Annotated in this window: 10 protein-coding genes; 6 read left to right on the top strand and 4 right to left on the bottom strand. The window is 41.2% G+C overall.

Annotated elements, in window-relative coordinates:
- Positions 1-742: 742 nt before the first annotated feature.
- From H6G86_RS20395 to H6G86_RS20380, 4 genes are all read left to right on the top strand, one after another.
- Positions 743-1501 carry a PPC domain-containing protein gene (locus H6G86_RS20395; protein ID WP_190935825.1) on the top strand — a complete coding sequence of 253 codons (759 nt, stop codon included), beginning with the start codon at positions 743-745 and terminating at the stop codon, positions 1499-1501.
- A 333-nt stretch (positions 1502-1834) separates the two neighbouring features.
- On the top strand, positions 1835-2614 hold the full coding sequence (locus H6G86_RS20390; RefSeq protein ID WP_190935824.1) for a peptidylprolyl isomerase: 780 nt from the start codon (positions 1835-1837) through the stop codon (positions 2612-2614).
- Between the two features lie 25 nt (positions 2615-2639).
- Positions 2640-5585 carry a type I secretion system permease/ATPase gene (locus H6G86_RS20385; RefSeq protein WP_520449078.1) on the top strand — a complete coding sequence of 982 codons (2946 nt, stop codon included), beginning with the start codon at positions 2640-2642 and terminating at the stop codon, positions 5583-5585.
- A gap of 87 nt (positions 5586-5672) precedes the next feature.
- Positions 5673-7175, top strand: a complete 1503-nt coding sequence (locus H6G86_RS20380; RefSeq protein ID WP_190935823.1) for a beta-barrel domain-containing protein — start codon at positions 5673-5675, stop codon at positions 7173-7175.
- Positions 7176-7249: 74 nt separating this feature from the next.
- On the opposite strand, the gene H6G86_RS20375 is transcribed toward H6G86_RS20380, so the two are convergent.
- Positions 7250-8497: an alpha-L-fucosidase gene (locus H6G86_RS20375; protein ID WP_190935822.1), complete on the bottom strand. Its 1248-nt coding sequence runs from the start codon at positions 8495-8497 to the stop codon at positions 7250-7252.
- Between the two features lie 415 nt (positions 8498-8912).
- On the opposite strand from H6G86_RS20375, the gene H6G86_RS20370 reads away from it, so the two are divergent.
- A complete protein-coding gene (locus tag H6G86_RS20370; protein ID WP_190935821.1) occupies positions 8913-10379 on the top strand; it encodes an AAA-like domain-containing protein in 1467 nt (488 codons plus the stop codon).
- Positions 10380-10384: 5 nt separating this feature from the next.
- Entirely contained in the window at positions 10385-11956 is a 1572-nt protein-coding gene (locus H6G86_RS20365) for an AAA-like domain-containing protein (RefSeq protein WP_190935820.1), read from the top strand.
- 13 nt (positions 11957-11969) lie between these two features.
- Here the strand turns inward: H6G86_RS20365 and H6G86_RS20360 are convergent, their stop codons facing one another.
- The 3 genes from H6G86_RS20360 to H6G86_RS20350 all read right to left on the bottom strand — a co-directional run bounded on the left by H6G86_RS20360 (position 11970) and on the right by H6G86_RS20350 (position 18221).
- On the bottom strand, positions 11970-12782 hold the full coding sequence (locus tag H6G86_RS20360) for a response regulator (protein WP_242064882.1): 813 nt from the start codon (positions 12780-12782) through the stop codon (positions 11970-11972).
- A gap of 180 nt (positions 12783-12962) precedes the next feature.
- A complete protein-coding gene (locus H6G86_RS20355) occupies positions 12963-17621 on the bottom strand; it encodes a PAS domain S-box protein (RefSeq protein ID WP_190935818.1) in 4659 nt (1552 codons plus the stop codon).
- A gap of 156 nt (positions 17622-17777) precedes the next feature.
- On the bottom strand, positions 17778-18221 hold the full coding sequence (locus H6G86_RS20350) for a PAS domain S-box protein (RefSeq protein ID WP_242064881.1): 444 nt from the start codon (positions 18219-18221) through the stop codon (positions 17778-17780).
- Between the last annotated feature and the right edge of the window lie 70 nt (positions 18222-18291).

The raw sequence follows: 18291 nt of genomic DNA, 5'->3' as shown, positions 1-18291 counted from the left end.
CACTGGCTGTCCGGTGTTCCACAAGCGACCACGCGAACTTCGCAATTTGCAAAGCTTATGGCTCAGTCGGTAGGTTAAGCAATATTTCGCCAGCAGTATCACTTTTGGTGATCTAGTTTGGGGATATTAGTTTAGGCGATCGCAAAAATACAGTTTACTTTTCATCCTCGCCTGCCCGCCCACGCTTTATATAGCCAGCAAGAACCGACGCTCAAGTAAATCTATTCCTGCGCGACCGTACATTTGCCGTTTCAACATTTTCAACCGGTTGATGTGACCTTCAACAGAGCTATTGCTCACTGAAAGCGTTACACCAGCCTTGACAGCATCATAGTCACCAAGGTTTGTCAAAGCGATCGCTTACTTCTTCACACATCTCTTATTTCATCAAACTCATTCTTAATTACGCGAATGGTGAGTTATAAGACTTTTTCTGACTAAATAATACAAAGCACTTGGAATTTCCTTTCAAACACCTAACTATTGAGGTCTTTTTCATGCTGTGTTTATTGAAGAAACAGCTTAATTTAGATTCATGGTTAAACAACAGGTTCTGAACCCGGCTTGCACAAAACCAAACAGCTAAGTCTCTATTGAAAATAATAAATAATATTTATTTTCATCAAATTCTAAGCCGTTCAATTCTAGTAAATGTCGATTTAAATCGGAAGTTTACATCTGTGCAAACCACAACTTAATTTGAACTTGACCAACTCACAATTATCACCTAAAGGACAAAAAAATGGCACTTTACAATCTTGGTACACTCGGCAGCACACCCATTGTTCAGAATGACTTTCATTTAGATCCATCTGACCTCACGGATGTCTTTCAGTTCAAAATCACCAGTGGCAAAAATATCAACCTGTCTCTGACAGATATCAGCGCTGGTGATAATGCCGACATCCGACTGTTTCGAGATTCTAACAATAACGGTGTATTAGACAACTTCGACCGAAAAGTTGGACTTGTTTCCAATCAGGGAAGCAACCATGATGAGGCGATTAACTTTAAAACTAGCTCAGGTACTTTTTTTGCCGAAGTATCTCCAGTCAGTTTAGCTAGTTCAGGCGATCTCAGTTACGATTTAGCCTTGTCTGCAACTGAACCTTCTGGAACTGCGGTTTCAGCCAGTTTCAGCAATCTTCTGCCTAAGGAATTTGTACTTGGTAACTTGTCAGCTGATGTGACTCGTACAGGTAACGTCAATAACCAGAACACTACTGATGTTTACAACTTTTCTTTGGGAAGCTTTGAGGGTGTCAACCTTAAATTGGACGGACTAAGCACTGATGCCGACATGCGGCTGATCCGAGACATTAACAATAATCGCATTGTTGATGCCGGAGAGGAAATTGCACGCTCTACTAACGGAGGTATTACTTCAGAACTGATTTCCAACATTAACCAAGCTGGTAATTACTTCTTGCAGGTTACTGAATTCAGTGGTGCGACTAACTACAACCTGACTCTTGACCACTTCACCACTACCTTTGCTTAAGTTTAGGCATCGGCAGTGATGAGCGGTACTTGAAAGCATTGTACGGCAATGCTTTCAAGCGTATGCAAATGATGCAAGCGGCAGGCAATCATACCCTGGATTTCTCACAAGTGAGAAATGAGCGTGAGTGTGGGGGGTGTGGGGAGTGTGGGGAGAAACAGGAGGAATTGAATAACTGCACATCAATGAACGCTGCATTGCCTCCCACACCTCCCACACTCCCCACCCGAACCACACAATACGTGAGAAATTCGGGATACCTGAACTTTGCCGCTTTATTACAAAAATCGTAGCTGCACTTATCAAAATATTTCAACAAAATAGGATTTAAATATGAATAAATCTTTACAAATAGGCGAACACGCCCTCTTGCCTAACGAAATTCTCCCCTTTTTGGCTAGTTACAACCTGATTCCGCAATTGTTATCTCAGAGCATTATCGAATCTGCGATCGCACCAATCACCTGTACACAAACAGAAACAACTCAGGCTCTAGAACAATTTTATCAGCAGTGGGATTTGACAACTGAGCAAAAAATCCAAGATTGGTGCTTACGTTACGGTTTAAATCAAGAACAATTAGAACTTTTTGCAACCCGAAAGCTCAGAGTCGAAAAGTTCAAGCAAATAACTTGGGGACATCAACTAGAATCTTACTTCCTTAAATACAAAAGACATTTTGATAAAGTAATTTATTCTTTAATTCGGACTGATAACAGAGGAACTGCTAACGAGTTATACTTCCGAATTACAGAAGGGGAACAGTCATTTGCTGAGTTGGCGCATGAATATTCTCAAGGCCCTGAAGCTGAGACAAGTGGCATCATCGGCCCAGTGGAAGTTGGTACTATCACCCCAAATTTTGCTCAGTTACTTTGCACAAGTCAAGTGGGTATAGTTCAAGCACCTGTAGCCTTTGGAGAATCATGGGTGATTGTACGTGTGGAAAAATTTATAACTGCACAGTTAGACAATTTTATGCGCCAACGATTGCTGCAAGAGAATTTTGAAACTTGGTTTCAACAGCAACTGAATCAACTATCACCAGAAGAGAAAACCTGGATGGGAATCAACACTAAACCAGCACATACTCAACAAGCCATCGCTGCGTAGAACTTATTAAAATAGGGTGTCCAAAATGATGACAAATACAACCGTTGATATTCAAGAATTTATTGCTGAACTGTTTCCTTTCAATTATCTGTCACCAAATGTTTTAGAAAATTTGCTCAACAAGGTGCAATTTTGTCGTTATCGCATCGGGCAGGTAATAGTAGCAAGGGAAGCTATGCCCGATCAGATTAGCATCATCTACCAAGGACAAGCGCGTTTATTAGCCTACAATTCTCAAGGACAAAATCCGGCGACACTGAAGTTGCTCTCATCTGGAGAAGTTTTGGGTTGGGTAAGTCATGTGCGGGGGATTGCTTGTGAAACTGCGATCGCTTCTACTGAAGTTATCACCTTTAATCTGGCGATCGCAGATTTTCTCAGATTGATTCAACAGGAAGAGGCTTTTGCCCAAGTATTACATAATACTGCCTCCCTCATAGAAGTATATGAACTGCTAATGGAAGAACTGAATCGTCGGGCAGATGGTAGCAGAAATTTAATTAAGCTTGCCCGCATAGCAACTCAAGCAGCCGTTATCCAAACATTCCCAACACGCAAAGTATCTCTCCAACAGTTAGATTCAGAATTATTATGGTTAGTTAGCAGTAGTTCGAGTGCTTACTTTCCTGTGGGGAGCCGCTTAGAGTTAGATGATATCAACCCCAAACTGAAATTTAATGCAAGTATGCGTCTGGTGGGGTTACCCGAATCAATACTTGGAGAAAATCTTGCTCCTCCTGCGTCAAAAACACTATTACCCGCAGAGATTCCTTACGCCTCAGAAATTACTCTTAAAGAAGAACCAGCAGCTAAGGGTAAACAAAAGAAGTTTCCTTATATCAAGGGTAGAGGCCCGCTGGATGCAACACTAGCTTGCTTCCAGATGTTAAGCCAATACTTTAATATCTCCTGGCGCAAAGATACACTGCGACGGGTTTTGACAAAGCAGCACGAACAAAAGGGCACTATATCTCTGCAATTTTGCGCCGCCGCTGCTGAGTTGATGGGGTTAACAACACAGATAGTCAAAGTTCCCGCCGCCGCAGTCGGACGCTTGCAATTACCAGTCATGATTTCTTGGCAAGATAGTTTTGCCATCATCTACAAAAATAGCAATCAAGAGTTACTCATTGCCGTTCCAGAGATGGGACTACTACGCTACAAACTCCGAGACTTTGCAGAAAACTGGGGGGCTGAAGGAGAAGTTCTACTGCTACAAACCACCAAAAATACTCCCAAGGCGCGGTTTAGTTTGAGTTGGTTTGTACCTTCACTGCGGCGCTATCGCAAAGTATTAATTGAAGTACTCATTGCTTCTATTGTTATCCAACTGTTTGGGTTGGTAAATCCCCTTGCCACACAGGTGATTATTGATAAAGTATTGGTTGGTAACAGTCCTGATACCCTGGAAGTTTTCGGCATCTTTTTGCTGGTAGTAGCAGTCATCGAAGCAATACTCACCAGTGTCCGCACTCATTTATTTACAGATACCACTAACCGAATTGACCTCACCCTTGGTTCTGAGGTGATTAATCACCTGTTGCGTCTGCCATTATCTTACTTTGAACGCCGTCCTGTGGGAGAACTGGCAACGCGAATTCACGAATTGGAAAACATCCGTTCTTTTTTAACTGGTACAGCTCTAACTGTAGTGATGGATGCTGTGTTTTCGGTAGTCTACATTTTAGTAATGGCGATTTATAGCCCAGTGTTGACATTAGTTGCTTTGGCAACAGTGCCCTTGTTTGGCTTGCTCAACTTGATGGTATCTCCTTTAATGCGGCGACAATTGCAAGAGAAAGCTGAGTGCAATGCCGAGACGCAATCTTACTTAGTGGAAATCATGGGGGGAATGCAGACAGTCAAGGCGCAAAATTTAGAAATGCGATCGCGTTGGCAATGGCAAGAACGCTATGCTCGTTACATCAGTGCAGGTTTCAAAACAGTCTCTACGCAAACTACCGCCAGTTCTATTAGCAGTTTTCTCAACAAGTTTTCCAGCATGTTAGTGCTGTGGGTGGGAGCTTTCCTCGTCCTCAATCAGCACCTTAGCTTAGGACAACTCATCGCCTTCCGCATCCTGGCTGGTTATGTTACTAGTCCCTTGTTACGCCTGATGCAACTTTGGCAGAACTTCCAAGAAACCGCCTTATCTCTGCAACGCCTTGCTGATATTTTAGACACTCCCCAAGAAACAGAAATCGGCAACTCTCAAAATATCCTTATGCCCAGCATTCAAGGTAATGTTCGCTTTGAAAATCTCAGCTTCAGTTTCTCGGAACATGGACCAATGCAACTGTGCAATATTAACTTAGACTTTCCGGCTGGCTCCTTTGTAGGAATTGTTGGGCAAAGCGGTTCTGGTAAAAGCACACTGCTAAAATTATTACCTCGGCTTTACGAACCCAAGTCCGGCAAAATCTTGATTGATGGCTATGATATCAGCAAAGTAGAACTCTATTCTTTGCGCCGTCAAATTGGGATGGTGCTACAAGATACCCTACTATTCGATGGAACTGTTCGCGAAAACATTGCCTTGGGATATCCTGATGCTAGCGACGAGGAAATTATAACCGCCGCCAAGGTAGCATTTGCCCACGACTTTATTATGTCTTTACCCAGTGGCTATAACACCCGCGTCGGCGAACGAGGTTCAGGGCTGTCTGGGGGACAACGCCAACGAGTAGCGATCGCTCGTACTGTTCTGCAAAATCCCCAATTACTGATTCTTGATGAAGCAACCAGCGCCTTAGATTACAATGCCGAAGCCCAAGTCTGCGGTAACTTGGCAAGAACTTTCCAAGATAAAACAGTGTTTTTCATTACTCACCGCCTCAGCACAATTCGCAATGCCGATGTCATTCTGATGATGGATAAAGGTGCTGTAGTAGAACAGGGAACTCATGAAGAATTGATGGCGCTCAAAGGTTATTACTACTGTTTGTATCAGCAACAGGAAGCGAAAGTTTAGTCATTAGTCATTGGTCATTAGTCATTTGTCATTTGTCATTAATTATCTCCCCTGCCCCCCTGCCCCATCCCCCATTCCCCATTTATTATGAATATTCAATATAAATTTGATCAACCAGTACTTTTACAACAAACTTCCACTTGGTCACGAGCGATCGCCTGGACTATTGTTGGAGTTAGCACCTTCACTGTAATTTGGGCCTCAGTCTGCCAAATTGATGAATCAATTCATGCTACTGGCAAGCTAGAACCACAGGGTGCAGTCAAAGAAATTCAGGCTCCGGTTCATGGTGTTGTCAACGAGATTCTGGTTAAAGATGGTCAGCGAGTCAAAAAAGGTGAAACGCTCATTAGCCTAGAAAAAACTACTTCTGAAGCGGAGTTAATTTCATTAAAGCAAAGTCGGGCTGCTCAATTGCTTGCCAAACAGGCGCTAGAGCAAGAAAATGACTTCTACCGCCGTCAGCTTCAAGGGAGCATATCACTACAGGAAGTGGCACAGCAAACTGCTCTGTTAAAAATTAAACCAGAACTAGCCTTCTTGACCAAGAGCCGAGCAGCCATTATTGCCGAAAACCAGTTGTATCGGACACAGTTAAATGGTGCGACTGCTGGAAGTACTCTCACAAGAGAGCAACAGTTACGTTTGCGAAATCGCCAAATAGAATTAGAATCACGTTTAGCCACAGCTAATTTAGAAACGGGACAGACGCAACAGCAATTTTTCCAGACTCAGGCGGAATTAAATAGCGCTAAAGAGTTGCTGACAATTAATCAACAAATTCTCCAAAAGTTTGAACCTCTAGCGCAGCAGGGGGCTATCTCCCAGATACAATACTTGAAGCAGCAGCAGGATGTCAGCACTAAACAAGCTGAAGTGATTCGATTGAATAGAGAACAACAGCGATTACAATTAGCGATCGCACAGTCAAATGAAAAATTTCGCAATACTGCGGCTGTGTCTCAAGAAGATTTACTAGCCAAAATTACAGATAATGATAAAAACATTGCCGGAATTGACAGTCAATTAACCAAGGTAATTGTAGATAATCAGAAACGCATCTATGAAATTGATGGTCAAATTGGAGAGATTGATAGTAAATGGGTTCAGGCACAACAAACCCTGAAATATCAAAAAATTACTGCACCCGTAGATGGAACCGTTTTTGAACTCAAAGCCAAAACAGCAGGATTTGTAGTTAATTCCAGCGAACCGATTCTGAAGCTCATTCCTAGTGATAACTTGGTTGCTAACGTATATATCACCAACCGCGACATCGGCTTTGTCAAAGAAGGGCAACAAGTGGATGTGAGAATTGATTCCTTTCCCTTCCAAGAGTATGGTGATATCAAAGGCGAACTAGTTGAGATTGGCTCTGATGCCTTACCTCCAGACCAAGTTTATAATTTCTGGCGGTTTTCTGCAAAAGTCCGCCTACATGGGCAGAAGTTACTGATTAATCAGCGTCAAATTCCATTGCAATCAGGGATGTCGATTAATGCTAATGTGAAATTGCGTCAGCGCACAATCATGAGTATCTTTACTGATTTTTTAGTGCAAAAGACTGAAAGCTTAAAGTCCCTCCGTTGAACAAAATCGTTTTTCAGAGTGTTTTCAACCCCCTCCCACGCCGAGGAGAATTTCTAACTTTTTACATTAATTACTCAAGAATCAATATCAATACAAATTACTGTAACGTATGGATTAATTACTGATTCAGGTACATCAATTGTTAATTCTCCTAACGGATTAGAATTGAAAATAGAATCTATAATTGCACAGCGGCTTGTGTAGGTTAATGCTCTGCCGTCAGCAAGAACAAACACCGATTTTACTTGTTTGATTGGTATGCCCCTAACTGATATTGTTTCGTAAGGTTTCATTAATAGGTGTAGATAAATGCGATCGCCCTTACGAGTTGATGGGCCATAAAATTGCCACGGTTCTAACCCTGGGGTTGTATCAAGTATACTTTCACTGTGACTCTCCATCCAATCTCCTATATCTTTGAGACGCTCTAACTGCTCAGGAGGGATTTGTCCATTACCCATTGGGCTAACATTGAGTAAGAGATTGCCTCCTTTGCCTGCTACTTCGCAAAGGGTATGAATTAGCTGACGAGATGATTTGAAGCAATGGTCGTCTGAATTATATCCCCAACTTTCATTGATAGTCAGACAAGTTTCCCAAGGATGATCGGGTGGATGAGGAGGAATAAACTGTTCAGGAGTTTCAAAGTCTCCACAATTTGGAAGACGATCATTGATGAGAATATTCGGTTGTAAATCACGAATCATTTTTGCTAATTTTTGAGCCTGCCATTGCTCTGAAGTGCGTTCCCAACTTCCGTCAAACCAAATTATGTCAATTTGACCATAGTTGGTCAATAATTCTCGGATCTGATTGAACATAAATTGGATATATCGCTCCCACTGTTGCGCTGTAGGTTGAGGTAGCTGATCAAAGCGATAAGGTTTATCTGCTTCTGTAAAAGCCGGATAGTCTGGATGATGCCAGTCACTAAGCGAAAAATAAAGACCAATACGCAATCCGACAGAGCGCATCGCTTCGATATATTCACGTACAATATCTTTTTTGTAAGGTGCAGATGCAATGGAAAAGTCTGATTCTTGGGTATGGAATAGGGCAAAACCATTATGATGCTTGGCTGTTAATATGGCATATTTCATTCCTAGACTTTTTGCTAAATCTGCCCATTCTTGAGGATTGTATTGCTGTGGATTAAAAGTATTAGCTGTATAGTGGTATTTCTCAACTGGAATATCTTTGCAAAAAGGAAGGCTGAATACACCCCCAACTAAGGGCCAAGATAACTCACATCCTTGTTGAGAACTATGTCCCCAATGAATAAACATCCCCAATCGAGCTGTGTCAAACCAGTTATTCATCATGGTGAAATTTGGCAATAGTTCTGCTTAATTCGGAGAAATAACTCCCTTTGCATCTTAGTACACATACAGAATTTGGTTGTTATTATTTATTGGCTGAGTTGAAAATGCGTAGGCGTAGCCCGCACTTCTCTACGAGACGCTGCGCGAACGACAAAGCTCAGTGACCACCGCAGGCATCGCTATAAAGTGGGGCGTAGCCCATCGCCTCCCTTTCCCTCAGAAATAGAGACAAGCGCTTGCTTGTCGTGGGTATAGCGTCATAGGGCGTTACAATGCAGGGACTTTTTCTAGCATCTTGTTGACTGGTAGAGGGTTAGGTTTCTGAAGCCGACTGTTTAAATTTAAGTAAATAAGGAAAAAAATATGAAAAATTCCGCTAAAGTCTTATTTAAAATAAACTTTATTCTTTTTACAAATGAATATAGAAGAAGCGCTAGTAATTTTAGACACATTTCTTGAACATGGCTTAAGTGATGTTCAAGAAATAATATTTCGTCAAGCTTGGGAAGGACAAACTTATCCAGATATTGCTGAAAGCTGCGGTTATGATGCCAATTATATTAAAGATGTTGGTTCTAAATTATGGAAGTTACTTTCACAAGCTTTCGGGGAGGAGGTAACAAAAAGTAATTTTCGCTCAGTATTGAGACGGCGAAGCCCCCGGCGGTCACTGAGCGCAGCCGAAATGCAGGCTTTGCCTACGCAAAATGGCATTTTGTCAGAAAAACCACAAAGTATGCCAGCAGTCTTGAGACAGTCTCAGCAAACAAGCATAGGGAAAGATGGGATATCAGCATCTTCTTTGGTGATCGAAAAGCAAGATGAGAGAAAAACCCCAGTCCTTAATTCTGACTTTTTAGAAATTCCTGGTGGTTCAGTGCCGCTTAATTCCTTTTTTTACATAGAGCGTCCGCCAATTGAAGAACGCACATATACAGAAATCAATAAACCTGGAAGCCTAATCAGAATCAAAGCCCCCAGCAAAATGGGAAAAACTTCCTTAATGCACAGAATTCTTACTCATGCTAAACAAACTGGGGTACACACTGTACAGATTGGTTTACAGAGAGCAGATAGCCAAGTTTTTACTAGTTTGGAAAAATTCTTACGCTGGTTTTGTGCTAATGTCAGCCGACAGTTGAACTTAGAGATCAGACTAGATGATTATTGGGATGAAGATATTGGCAGCAAAGTTAGCTGCACATTGTATTTACAAGAATATTTGCTGGAGAAAATCGACGCTCCGGTAGTCTTAGCTTTGGATGAAGTAAATCGAATTTTCGAGTATCCAGAAATCTCTAGAGACTTTCTACCTTTACTGCGTTCTTGGTATGAAGATGCTTCCGAATTAGAAATCTGGCGTAAACTCCGATTACTAGTAGTTCATGCCACAGAAGCTTATATTCCGTTAGATATTAATCAATCCCCTTTCAATGTGGGGCTACCGATTAAGTTACCAGAATTTAGTTTAGAGCAGATGCAAGAATTGGCGGTGCGTCATGGACTCGATTGGGCCAAAGGTGAGAAAGGATTGGAAAAGCTGGCTCCTCTATTAGCAATGATTGGTGGACATCCCTATCTAGCTCGTCTTGCTCTTTATAACCTGGGAAATCAAACAGTAACTTTAGAGCAGCTATTAAAAGAAGCTCCCACAATTGCCGGCATTTATAGCAACTATTTACGGCATCATCTAGCCAATCTCCAAGAACATCCCGAACTAGCGATCGCACTCAAACGGGTAGTCACCTCTCCAACAAGTGTGCAATTAGAAGCGATCGCTGCTTATAAATTAGAAAGTATGGGTTTGGTAAAACTTGAAGGAAATCAGGCAATATCTAGCTGTGAATTATATCAGCTATATTTCCGAGAGCAATTAACCTAAACGTTATGAATAAGTACGAATACCAAATTGGCGGTAGTCTCAAAGTCGATGCTCCTAGCTATGTAGAACGGCAGGCTGATTTTGAACTTTATAATGCTCTAATTCAAGGTGAATTTTGTTATGTATTTAGCTCCCGGCAGATGGGTAAATCCAGCTTGCGGTTACAAACAAGGCATCGATTAGAACAAGCAGGCTACAGTTGTGCTTCTATCGACATGACTCGGATCGGCAATGGCAATATTACTCCTACTCAGTGGTATAAGGGCATAGTGGTTGACTTATTAAGGAGCTTTAATCTCTTTAGCAAAGTTAATTTAAAAGCCTGGTGGGCAGAGCGAGAAGATTTGCCTGCGTTACAGCGATTGAGCCAATTTGTCGAAGATATTTTATTAGTTGAACTAAAAACTGAAAAAATATTTATTTTTATTGATGAAATTGATAGTGTTTTAGGTTTAAATTTCCCCGTTGTCGATTTTTTTACCCTAATTCGCTCATGCTACAATCAACGAGCAGAAAATCCAGAATATAACCGCCTAACTTGGGCACTATTTGGAGTAGCAACCCCTTCAAATTTGATTACTGATAGAAATTGTACACCATTTAATATAGGTAAATCTATTGAACTGCACGGCTTTAATTTATCAGAAGTTCAGCCATTAGCAGCAGGTTTAGAAAATAAAGTAGCTAATCCGATGGCAGTTCTCAAAGAAATTTTAGCTTGGACAAATGGTCAACCGTTTCTCACTCAAAAGCTCTGTCAGATAGTGGTGCAAGAAAGAAACTCTGGAAGCAAAGATGTTCAACAGAGAAGTTTAGAAGTGGATGAGCGTTATAAATTGGATGACCATTTACCAATTATTAATCAACATCTGATAAATTTTTATTACCAATTTCCCTTATTAATTTTAGAAAAACTCGTGCAAACGCATATTATAGATAAATGGGAAGCGAAAGATGATCCAGAGCATTTGAAAACAATCCGCGATCGCTTGCTGAGAAATGAGCAACGTGCTGGAGGTTTACTGGGAATGTACCAGCAAATTTTACAAGGTATTCAGGTAGCTTGTGACGATGGAGAAGAACAAATAGAATTGCTGTTATCGGGGTTAGTAACTAAGCAGCAAGGGCAACTCATAGTAAAAAACCGCATTTATGAAGAGGTTTTTAACGGAATTTGGGTAGAAAAACAATTAGCAAAGTTGCGACCCTACTCGCAAGCATTAAATGCTTGGATAGCCTCAGAACATTGTGACAATTCACGACTATTGCGTGGAACAGCTTTGCTTGAAGCTTTAGCTTGGTCACAAGGCAAAAGCTTGAGTGATCTAGATTATCAGTTTTTAGCAGCTAGCCAAGAATGCGATCGGCGAGAAGTTGAGACATGGTTAGAAGCAGAACGAACAAAAGAAGTTAAAGCTAGATTAGTTCAAGAGCAAAAAGCAGCTAGATTCCAAAGATTATTTTTTATCGGCGCATTCAGTTGGGCATTGATAGTTGTTTTAGGATTGGGGGTAGTGACTTTTCAGTATAAAAAGCACTGTTCAGTGACCTCAAAGCAATTATTAGATCAACCTTGAACCGAACACAATTTTAGTGAGTGCTGGGATAGTAAGCACTAGTACATAAATATTCCTGATCTTTGAACTCTAGATAACTAAAAGTTATTTTCACATCTAGATTACGACCATCTTCAGTTCGGTGAATAGATTCGAAACTTGAAGAATCTTTTTGTCTAAGTTCTTGCCATTGTGAGTGCCAAGTTTCTGCGGGAAAATTTGGATCGATATCGTGAACAGTCATGGTCAGCAATTGTTCGCGAGAATAGCCTAAAACGCGGCAAGCTGCCTCGTTTACATAAACCAACTGGGCATTTGAATTAACAAAAAAAATTGAATCTTTAAACTTATCTAAATAAAATTGGCTTAATCGCAATGCTGATTCTGCTTTTTGGCGGTCGCTAATTTCCTGTTGCAAAAGTAAATTTTTCTCAGTCAGTTGTTTTTGTAGTCTTCGGATAGTCAAGTTATTTTCTACACGGGCAAAAACCTCTTCTTCACTAAAAGGTTTGGTAATGTAATCTACTCCCCCGACTGCAAAAGCTTTGACTTTATCAAATACTTCATCCAAAGCGCTAATAAAAATCACTGGAATGTCGCGGGTTATCTCCGAGGCTTTCAAATGTTGACAGACTTCATAGCCATTCATTTCTGGCATCATGATGTCAAGCAAAATTAAATCCGGTGGCGCAGCTTGTGCTGTTTTCAAAGCTGTTGGCCCGTTAATCACTCTGCGAATTTCATACCCTAACTGAGTTAGCATGGCAGATAAAAGTCGCAGATTATCGGGCGTATCATCAACAACAAGAATATTTGCTTTTGCTAGCTGAACTTGATGGTTATTCATATTTATTAGAACTGATTTATAAAAGTAAATATTAAAAATTATCAAAAACAAGCAGCTATTACCATGACTTTATATAAATAATATGAGCAAAGTATAGATGTCTAAAAACTCATTTATATAGTCACGGTACAGCTTATCTTAAATCGCCCACCTCTGAAAATTCACCTCATAAATTATTTATTACTGTTGGGTTAAGTCAATAACTTTATCAATCCGAAAATTATTAACCCAATCAGACAGAGTGTTTGCCAAAAGAGCAGATTCTTCAGGAATTTGCTCAAGCAAGCTGAAAATCAGTTTTTCATCAGTACACAGTGCCGCTTGGTGTAGCTGTGTCACCCACTCAGTGGGCATCTGAGCTAGAATCTCTTCTACTGATAGAAGTTTAAGGTTAGAATTTTCTGCAAGTTGGTCTTTTTGAAGTGGTTCTTGTTCATACACATAACGCACCCCTAAATATTTAGATATGATATTTAAGATTACTTCCTCTCGGAACGGCTTACGTACAAAATCGTTGCAGCCTGCCGATAAAACCACAAATCGTTCTTCGTCAAAAGCACTAGCAGTTAGAGCAATAATCACAGTAGCTTGACCTTTTAAAGTAGCTCTGATTTGTTTAGTGGCTTCATATCCATCCATTACGGGCATTCGCATATCCATGAAGATCAGGTGAGGTTCCCAACTTTGCCAAAGATCGATCGCTTCTTGGCCGTTAGCTGCTATCTGAGTTTCAAAACCAATACTATTAAATAACTGCGTTAATAAATCGCAATTGTCTTCGCGGTCATCAACTACCAGAATTCTGTATATAGGTTGGCCTGATGCCAAAGCAATTACTCGACGTTTAAGGGTTGGTGGTGCAATATCTAATGAATTTGCTAATTCAATTTTGATATCGAAGTAGAAAGTTGAGCCACGACCTACCAGACTATGAACGCGGATATCGCCACCCATTAACTGCACAAATTGACGGCTGATTGTTAATCCCAATCCTGTCCCTTCTCTCGCTTGTTTTGCACTTGCAGTCTGAACGAAAGGCTGAAATAAATTATTTAATTCCTCGCTGGCAATTCCCAATCCTGTATCTTCAATTTCAAAGGTAATCAGCGATTGAGGATTCCTCAAAGAATTTTCAGGATTACCTTCTCCTACTTCTACGCGCAACGTCACTCCCCCGGTATTGGTAAATTTAATCGCATTTCCCAATAGGTTGATCAGCACTTGTCGGAGCTTACTTTCGTCTGTGAGGATATATTGGTGCAAATTTGGAGCAAGTTCAAATGAGAGTGATAACTTTTTGTCCTTGGCTCGTATCTGGAACATCTGTTGCATCTCTTGCAATAACCTATGCAAATCAAAGGATGTCGGGTTAAGAACAATCCGTCCAGCTTCGATTTTGGACATTTCCAGCACATCATTAATTAGGTTGAGCAGGTGTTCTCCACTACGATTGATAGTTGCTAAAGAGTCTCGCTGACGTTTGTTGAGGGTGGTGTCTCGTTCCATTAGCTGGGCGAAACCCAAAATGGCATTGAGTGGCGTTCGCAGTTCATGGCTCATGTTGGCTAAGAAGGCGCTTTTTGAGCGGTTGGCTGTTTCGGCGGTTTCTTTAGCAATCCGTAGTGCCTCCTCTGCTTTGTGCCGCGATCGCCCAATGGCTATGAGTTCGCTCACCAGTTGCAGTAAGTTGATTTCCTCTTGGCTCCAAGTTTTAGATTTGTTAACAGCATCTAATTCCAGTAATCCAACGACTTTGCCGGCGTAAATCATCGGTACAGCCACTACAGATTTAATTATTTCTCTCTCGGCGTTCGCCTCTGGTGAAATATCTGCAATTCGAGATGCTTGTAAACCTTGGATAGGATTACCGTTGAGAATTTGGTTGTAAAACCAAGGCAACGGTTCAGATGAAGTGGCGCTGTTTAATAATAGTCTGCTGCTAGGATCGTACCACTCATGGGCGATGTGAAATTGCTGTTGTGGCTCGTAATATTCAAAGATACAACTGCATTCAGCCCCCATAAATTCGGCGATCGCTTGCAGTGTAAAATTGATTGCGGTGTCTGCATCTTGGTCGATAAACTGGCGAGAAATGCTGTTTAGTAGTCTATCTACCTGAGCGCGATGCCAAAGTGTGGCTTCAACTTGCTTACGTTCAGTCAAGTCTTGCACCAACCCCTGAATGAGTTTGCGCTCACCCAATTTAAATACTGTTAACCACACCTCAGCCGGAAAATCTGTACCATCAGCGCGACGGTGAACCCATTCAAAACGATGTCTGCCTTGCTCGTAAGCGATCGCAACTTGTTCACGCGCTAAACTAGCAGAAGTTTGACCGTTTGGTTGAAATGGCGGTGAAAATTCACTGGGATGCTTCTGCAAAAATTCTTGCCGAGAATAGCCGAATAGTTCTTCTGCTGCCCGGTTACAATCAAGGGGAATTCCGTTTTCCTGTAACATGACAGCAATGCTGGTTGATTCGTAAAGAGCGCGAAATCTGGCTTCTGATTGTCGCAAAGATTCTTCTGCAAGTTTGCGGTCGCTAATATCTGTAATTACAGCATCTATACAGCTATCTTCAGCATTCCGTCTCAGCGATATTAATCCCCAACCAAGAGATTTATCCCGACGACACAGTTGCAACTCAAAGTTACGTACCTCACCCTGCTGTGCCATTTCTGCTAGCAGCTGTTGGCGATCATTTGGATTGGCGTAAAACTCCGTCGTGAATTGCTTACCAATTAGATCGGTGGCGCAACTATAACCTAAAATTTCCGCTTGGCGTTGATTGGCTTCCAGAAACAGCCCATCTTCTAAGCGAATGCGAGCAATCCCCACTTGAAAGTTTTCAAAAATGTTGCGATATTTCTGTTCGCTGCGGCGTAGAGCTTCTTCTGACTGTTTGCGATCTGTAATATCGCGAAAGTACCAAATTCTACCGTAGTAATCTTCTGTTGGCGATCGCACTGATGCCGAATATCGGTCTAGAGTCCTTCCATCTTTCAGGCGAATTTCATCCCGGCTGATTTGTTCTGGATGAGCGTAGAGATACTCAACTTTTGCCAGAAACTCCTGTGGTTGCTCCAGTTTGGCAAGTGCCAATTCTAGTAATCGCTGGTCGTTACTATTGACGAATGTTTCTGGAATTTGCCATAACTGGCAAAAACGTTGATTGTAAGATACGATTTGACCATTTTCATCAACGACTAAAATTCCATCAATTGAAGCTTCTTGTTGGGCTTTAAGTATGGCATTACTGCGATGTAAATCTGCCTCTACTTGCTTGCGATCATTAATGTCAGCAACCACGGCTTCAAGACAATTATCTTCCAGATTTAAACGTAAGGAAAACAAGCCCCAGTGAGCCTTACCGTTGCATTGATTAAACTGTAGCTCAAAGTTGTTGAGCGAACCTTTTTGACGCAGTTCAGTTATTATACGCTGGCGATCGCTTGGGTTTGCATAAAAATCTGTGGTAAATTTTGTGCCACCAATTAAGTTTTCTACACAGCTGTAGCCTAATAGCTCCGCAAGGCGTTGATTGGCATCTAAAATCAGTCCATCATCAATTCGGCTGCGAAGGATGCCAAATTGGGAATTCTCAAACAGGTTGCGAAACTTTTGCTCACTCTTGAGCAAAGCTTGTTCAGCCTGTTTGCGCTCTGTAATGACACGCGCAACGCTGATCAGTACCAAGTTACCATCGATATCATCAGTTTTAGCTAAGTTTGTGGCTTGCCATTGCCAACTACCATCCTTGAGTCTAGCTCTATACTCAACTTCTAACCTCTCCCCTGTTGTTACTACCCTGTTGACTGCATCTAGACAACTTGGTAAGTCATCAGCATGAATAAAATCTGCAAATGGTATACCTTCTAACTCAGTTGTTTCATAGCCTGTAAGCTTGGCTAAATTGGGCGAAATATAGGAGATTCGTCCTTCTAAGTCAATCAGAGAAATAATATCATTAGAATTTTCCACAATGCGGCGGAACTTAATTTCGTTTTCGCTCAAGGCTTTTTCTACTTGCTGACGTGCAGTAATATCCCGAAAACTCCAAACACGTCCAATAATTTTATCGCCCTTCCATTGGGGTTGAGAGTAACGCTCAAAAACACGTCCATTTTTCATCTCTACCAAATCAAAAGCTTCCTGTTCTGGGAACTTATAAAACAGTTCCTTGACTCTGGCAATAAATGCTTCAGGATCTCGCGTTTGTTCAGACATAAACTTGAATCGTTCATTGCTTTGAGAAGGTTGCAACAACGATTCTGGTATTGACCACATCTGAATAAACTTTTGATTAAAAACTGCTACATTAAAGTCTTGATTTACAACTATAATTCCATCAGCTGTAGATTCCAGTGTAGCTTGCAAAAGAGACAAAGTTTCTGCTTGTTTTTGTTGTGCTAAGTAGCCTTCCGCTTCCCACTGTTTTGCTTGAGTGACATCTCGAATTACTAGTATAGATGACCTGTCACCTCCTGCAAGTTCGACACAGTTACCCGATATTTCTAAAATTAAGGAGCGATGTTTGCTGTCACGACATTCATATTCTTCTGTGATTTCATACTCTCCCGCTAACACCCTCATATTTGGATAGGATTCTGGTGCAACTGCTTCATCAGCTAGGCTTAAAAATAACAAGTCACTCAGCTTGGAATTGAGAACTAGAATATGTGGTCGGTTAACTAGTTTGTCAAAAGCAGTGTTGCACCATTGTATCTTGCCATCACTCCCAGTCCAGACAATAGCATCAGCGATCGTCCCCAGCGCCACCTCCATCTTGCCCAAAATTGCCCGTAATTGGTTGACCAAACTAGTCAAATGTATGCTCATCAGCAGACTCACCTCCGGGGAATTAAAAATCAAAAATTAAGAATTAAAAATTGTAAACTATTGGGGACTTGTACCCAAAATTAATTAAAATTTACCATTTTTAAGAAAAAAAGGTCAATTTGTGATTTTTTTTGGCGATCTATCTTCTCATTTATTTTAAAGAGGACGCAACATCGCCATAAACACCCATTCTCCATGATGTTTCTCTGCCATAATCAAATGCTCGGCTTCAATTTCTAGACCATCTTTGGTGATGCCGACTAGACGCAGGGGGTGATTGAGAATAGTAGAATTTTCTGTTGAAAGAAAGCGGGAAAAACCAAGATGGTGCGGTGCATGAAAACCTTCTGGAATAACTACTGTAATAATTTGACCATTAATTTCAGCCATGCTCCAGCCAAAAACAGAGGTAAAGCGATCGTTTACATAAGTGACAAACCCTTGTTGATCTGTAATTACAACTGGCACGTCTGTTTCTTGCTTCATATCACTGAGAGTTTTCATCGCTACTTTAGCTATAAAGTTTTGCCATAGTTGTGCAGTTTTTAGAGCAGTATAATCTCCTCCAATAATAGCAACATGCTTGGGTAATATTCTCAAACTTTAAATGGGGCACTCGCATGGCATGACTTTTTGTGTGGAAACTTGAGCATCTCATGCTCTGCCCCTC

The organism is Nostoc sp. FACHB-133 (assembly GCF_014698055.1).
Taxonomy (GTDB): domain Bacteria; phylum Cyanobacteriota; class Cyanobacteriia; order Cyanobacteriales; family Nostocaceae; genus Nostoc.
This window is presented reverse-complemented; position numbering and strand designations above follow the sequence as displayed.

What these genes read in the sequence shown, in the direction of transcription:
- H6G86_RS20380 (WP_190935823.1), top strand. Translation starts at nt 5,673, where the DNA reads ATGAATATTCAATATAAATTTGATCAACCAGTACTTTTACAACAAACT.
- H6G86_RS20370 (WP_190935821.1), top strand. Translation starts at nt 8,913, where the DNA reads ATGAATATAGAAGAAGCGCTAGTAATTTTAGACACATTTCTTGAACAT.
- H6G86_RS20365 (WP_190935820.1), top strand. Translation starts at nt 10,385, where the DNA reads ATGAATAAGTACGAATACCAAATTGGCGGTAGTCTCAAAGTCGATGCT.
- H6G86_RS20385 (WP_520449078.1), top strand. Translation starts at nt 2,640, where the DNA reads ATGATGACAAATACAACCGTTGATATTCAAGAATTTATTGCTGAACTG.
- H6G86_RS20375 (WP_190935822.1), bottom strand. Translation starts at nt 8,497, where the DNA reads ATGATGAATAACTGGTTTGACACAGCTCGATTGGGGATGTTTATTCAT.
- H6G86_RS20395 (WP_190935825.1), top strand. Translation starts at nt 743, where the DNA reads ATGGCACTTTACAATCTTGGTACACTCGGCAGCACACCCATTGTTCAG.
- H6G86_RS20390 (WP_190935824.1), top strand. Translation starts at nt 1,835, where the DNA reads ATGAATAAATCTTTACAAATAGGCGAACACGCCCTCTTGCCTAACGAA.
- H6G86_RS20355 (WP_190935818.1), bottom strand. Translation starts at nt 17,621, where the DNA reads ATGAGCATACATTTGACTAGTTTGGTCAACCAATTACGGGCAATTTTG.
- H6G86_RS20360 (WP_242064882.1), bottom strand. Translation starts at nt 12,782, where the DNA reads ATGAATAACCATCAAGTTCAGCTAGCAAAAGCAAATATTCTTGTTGTT.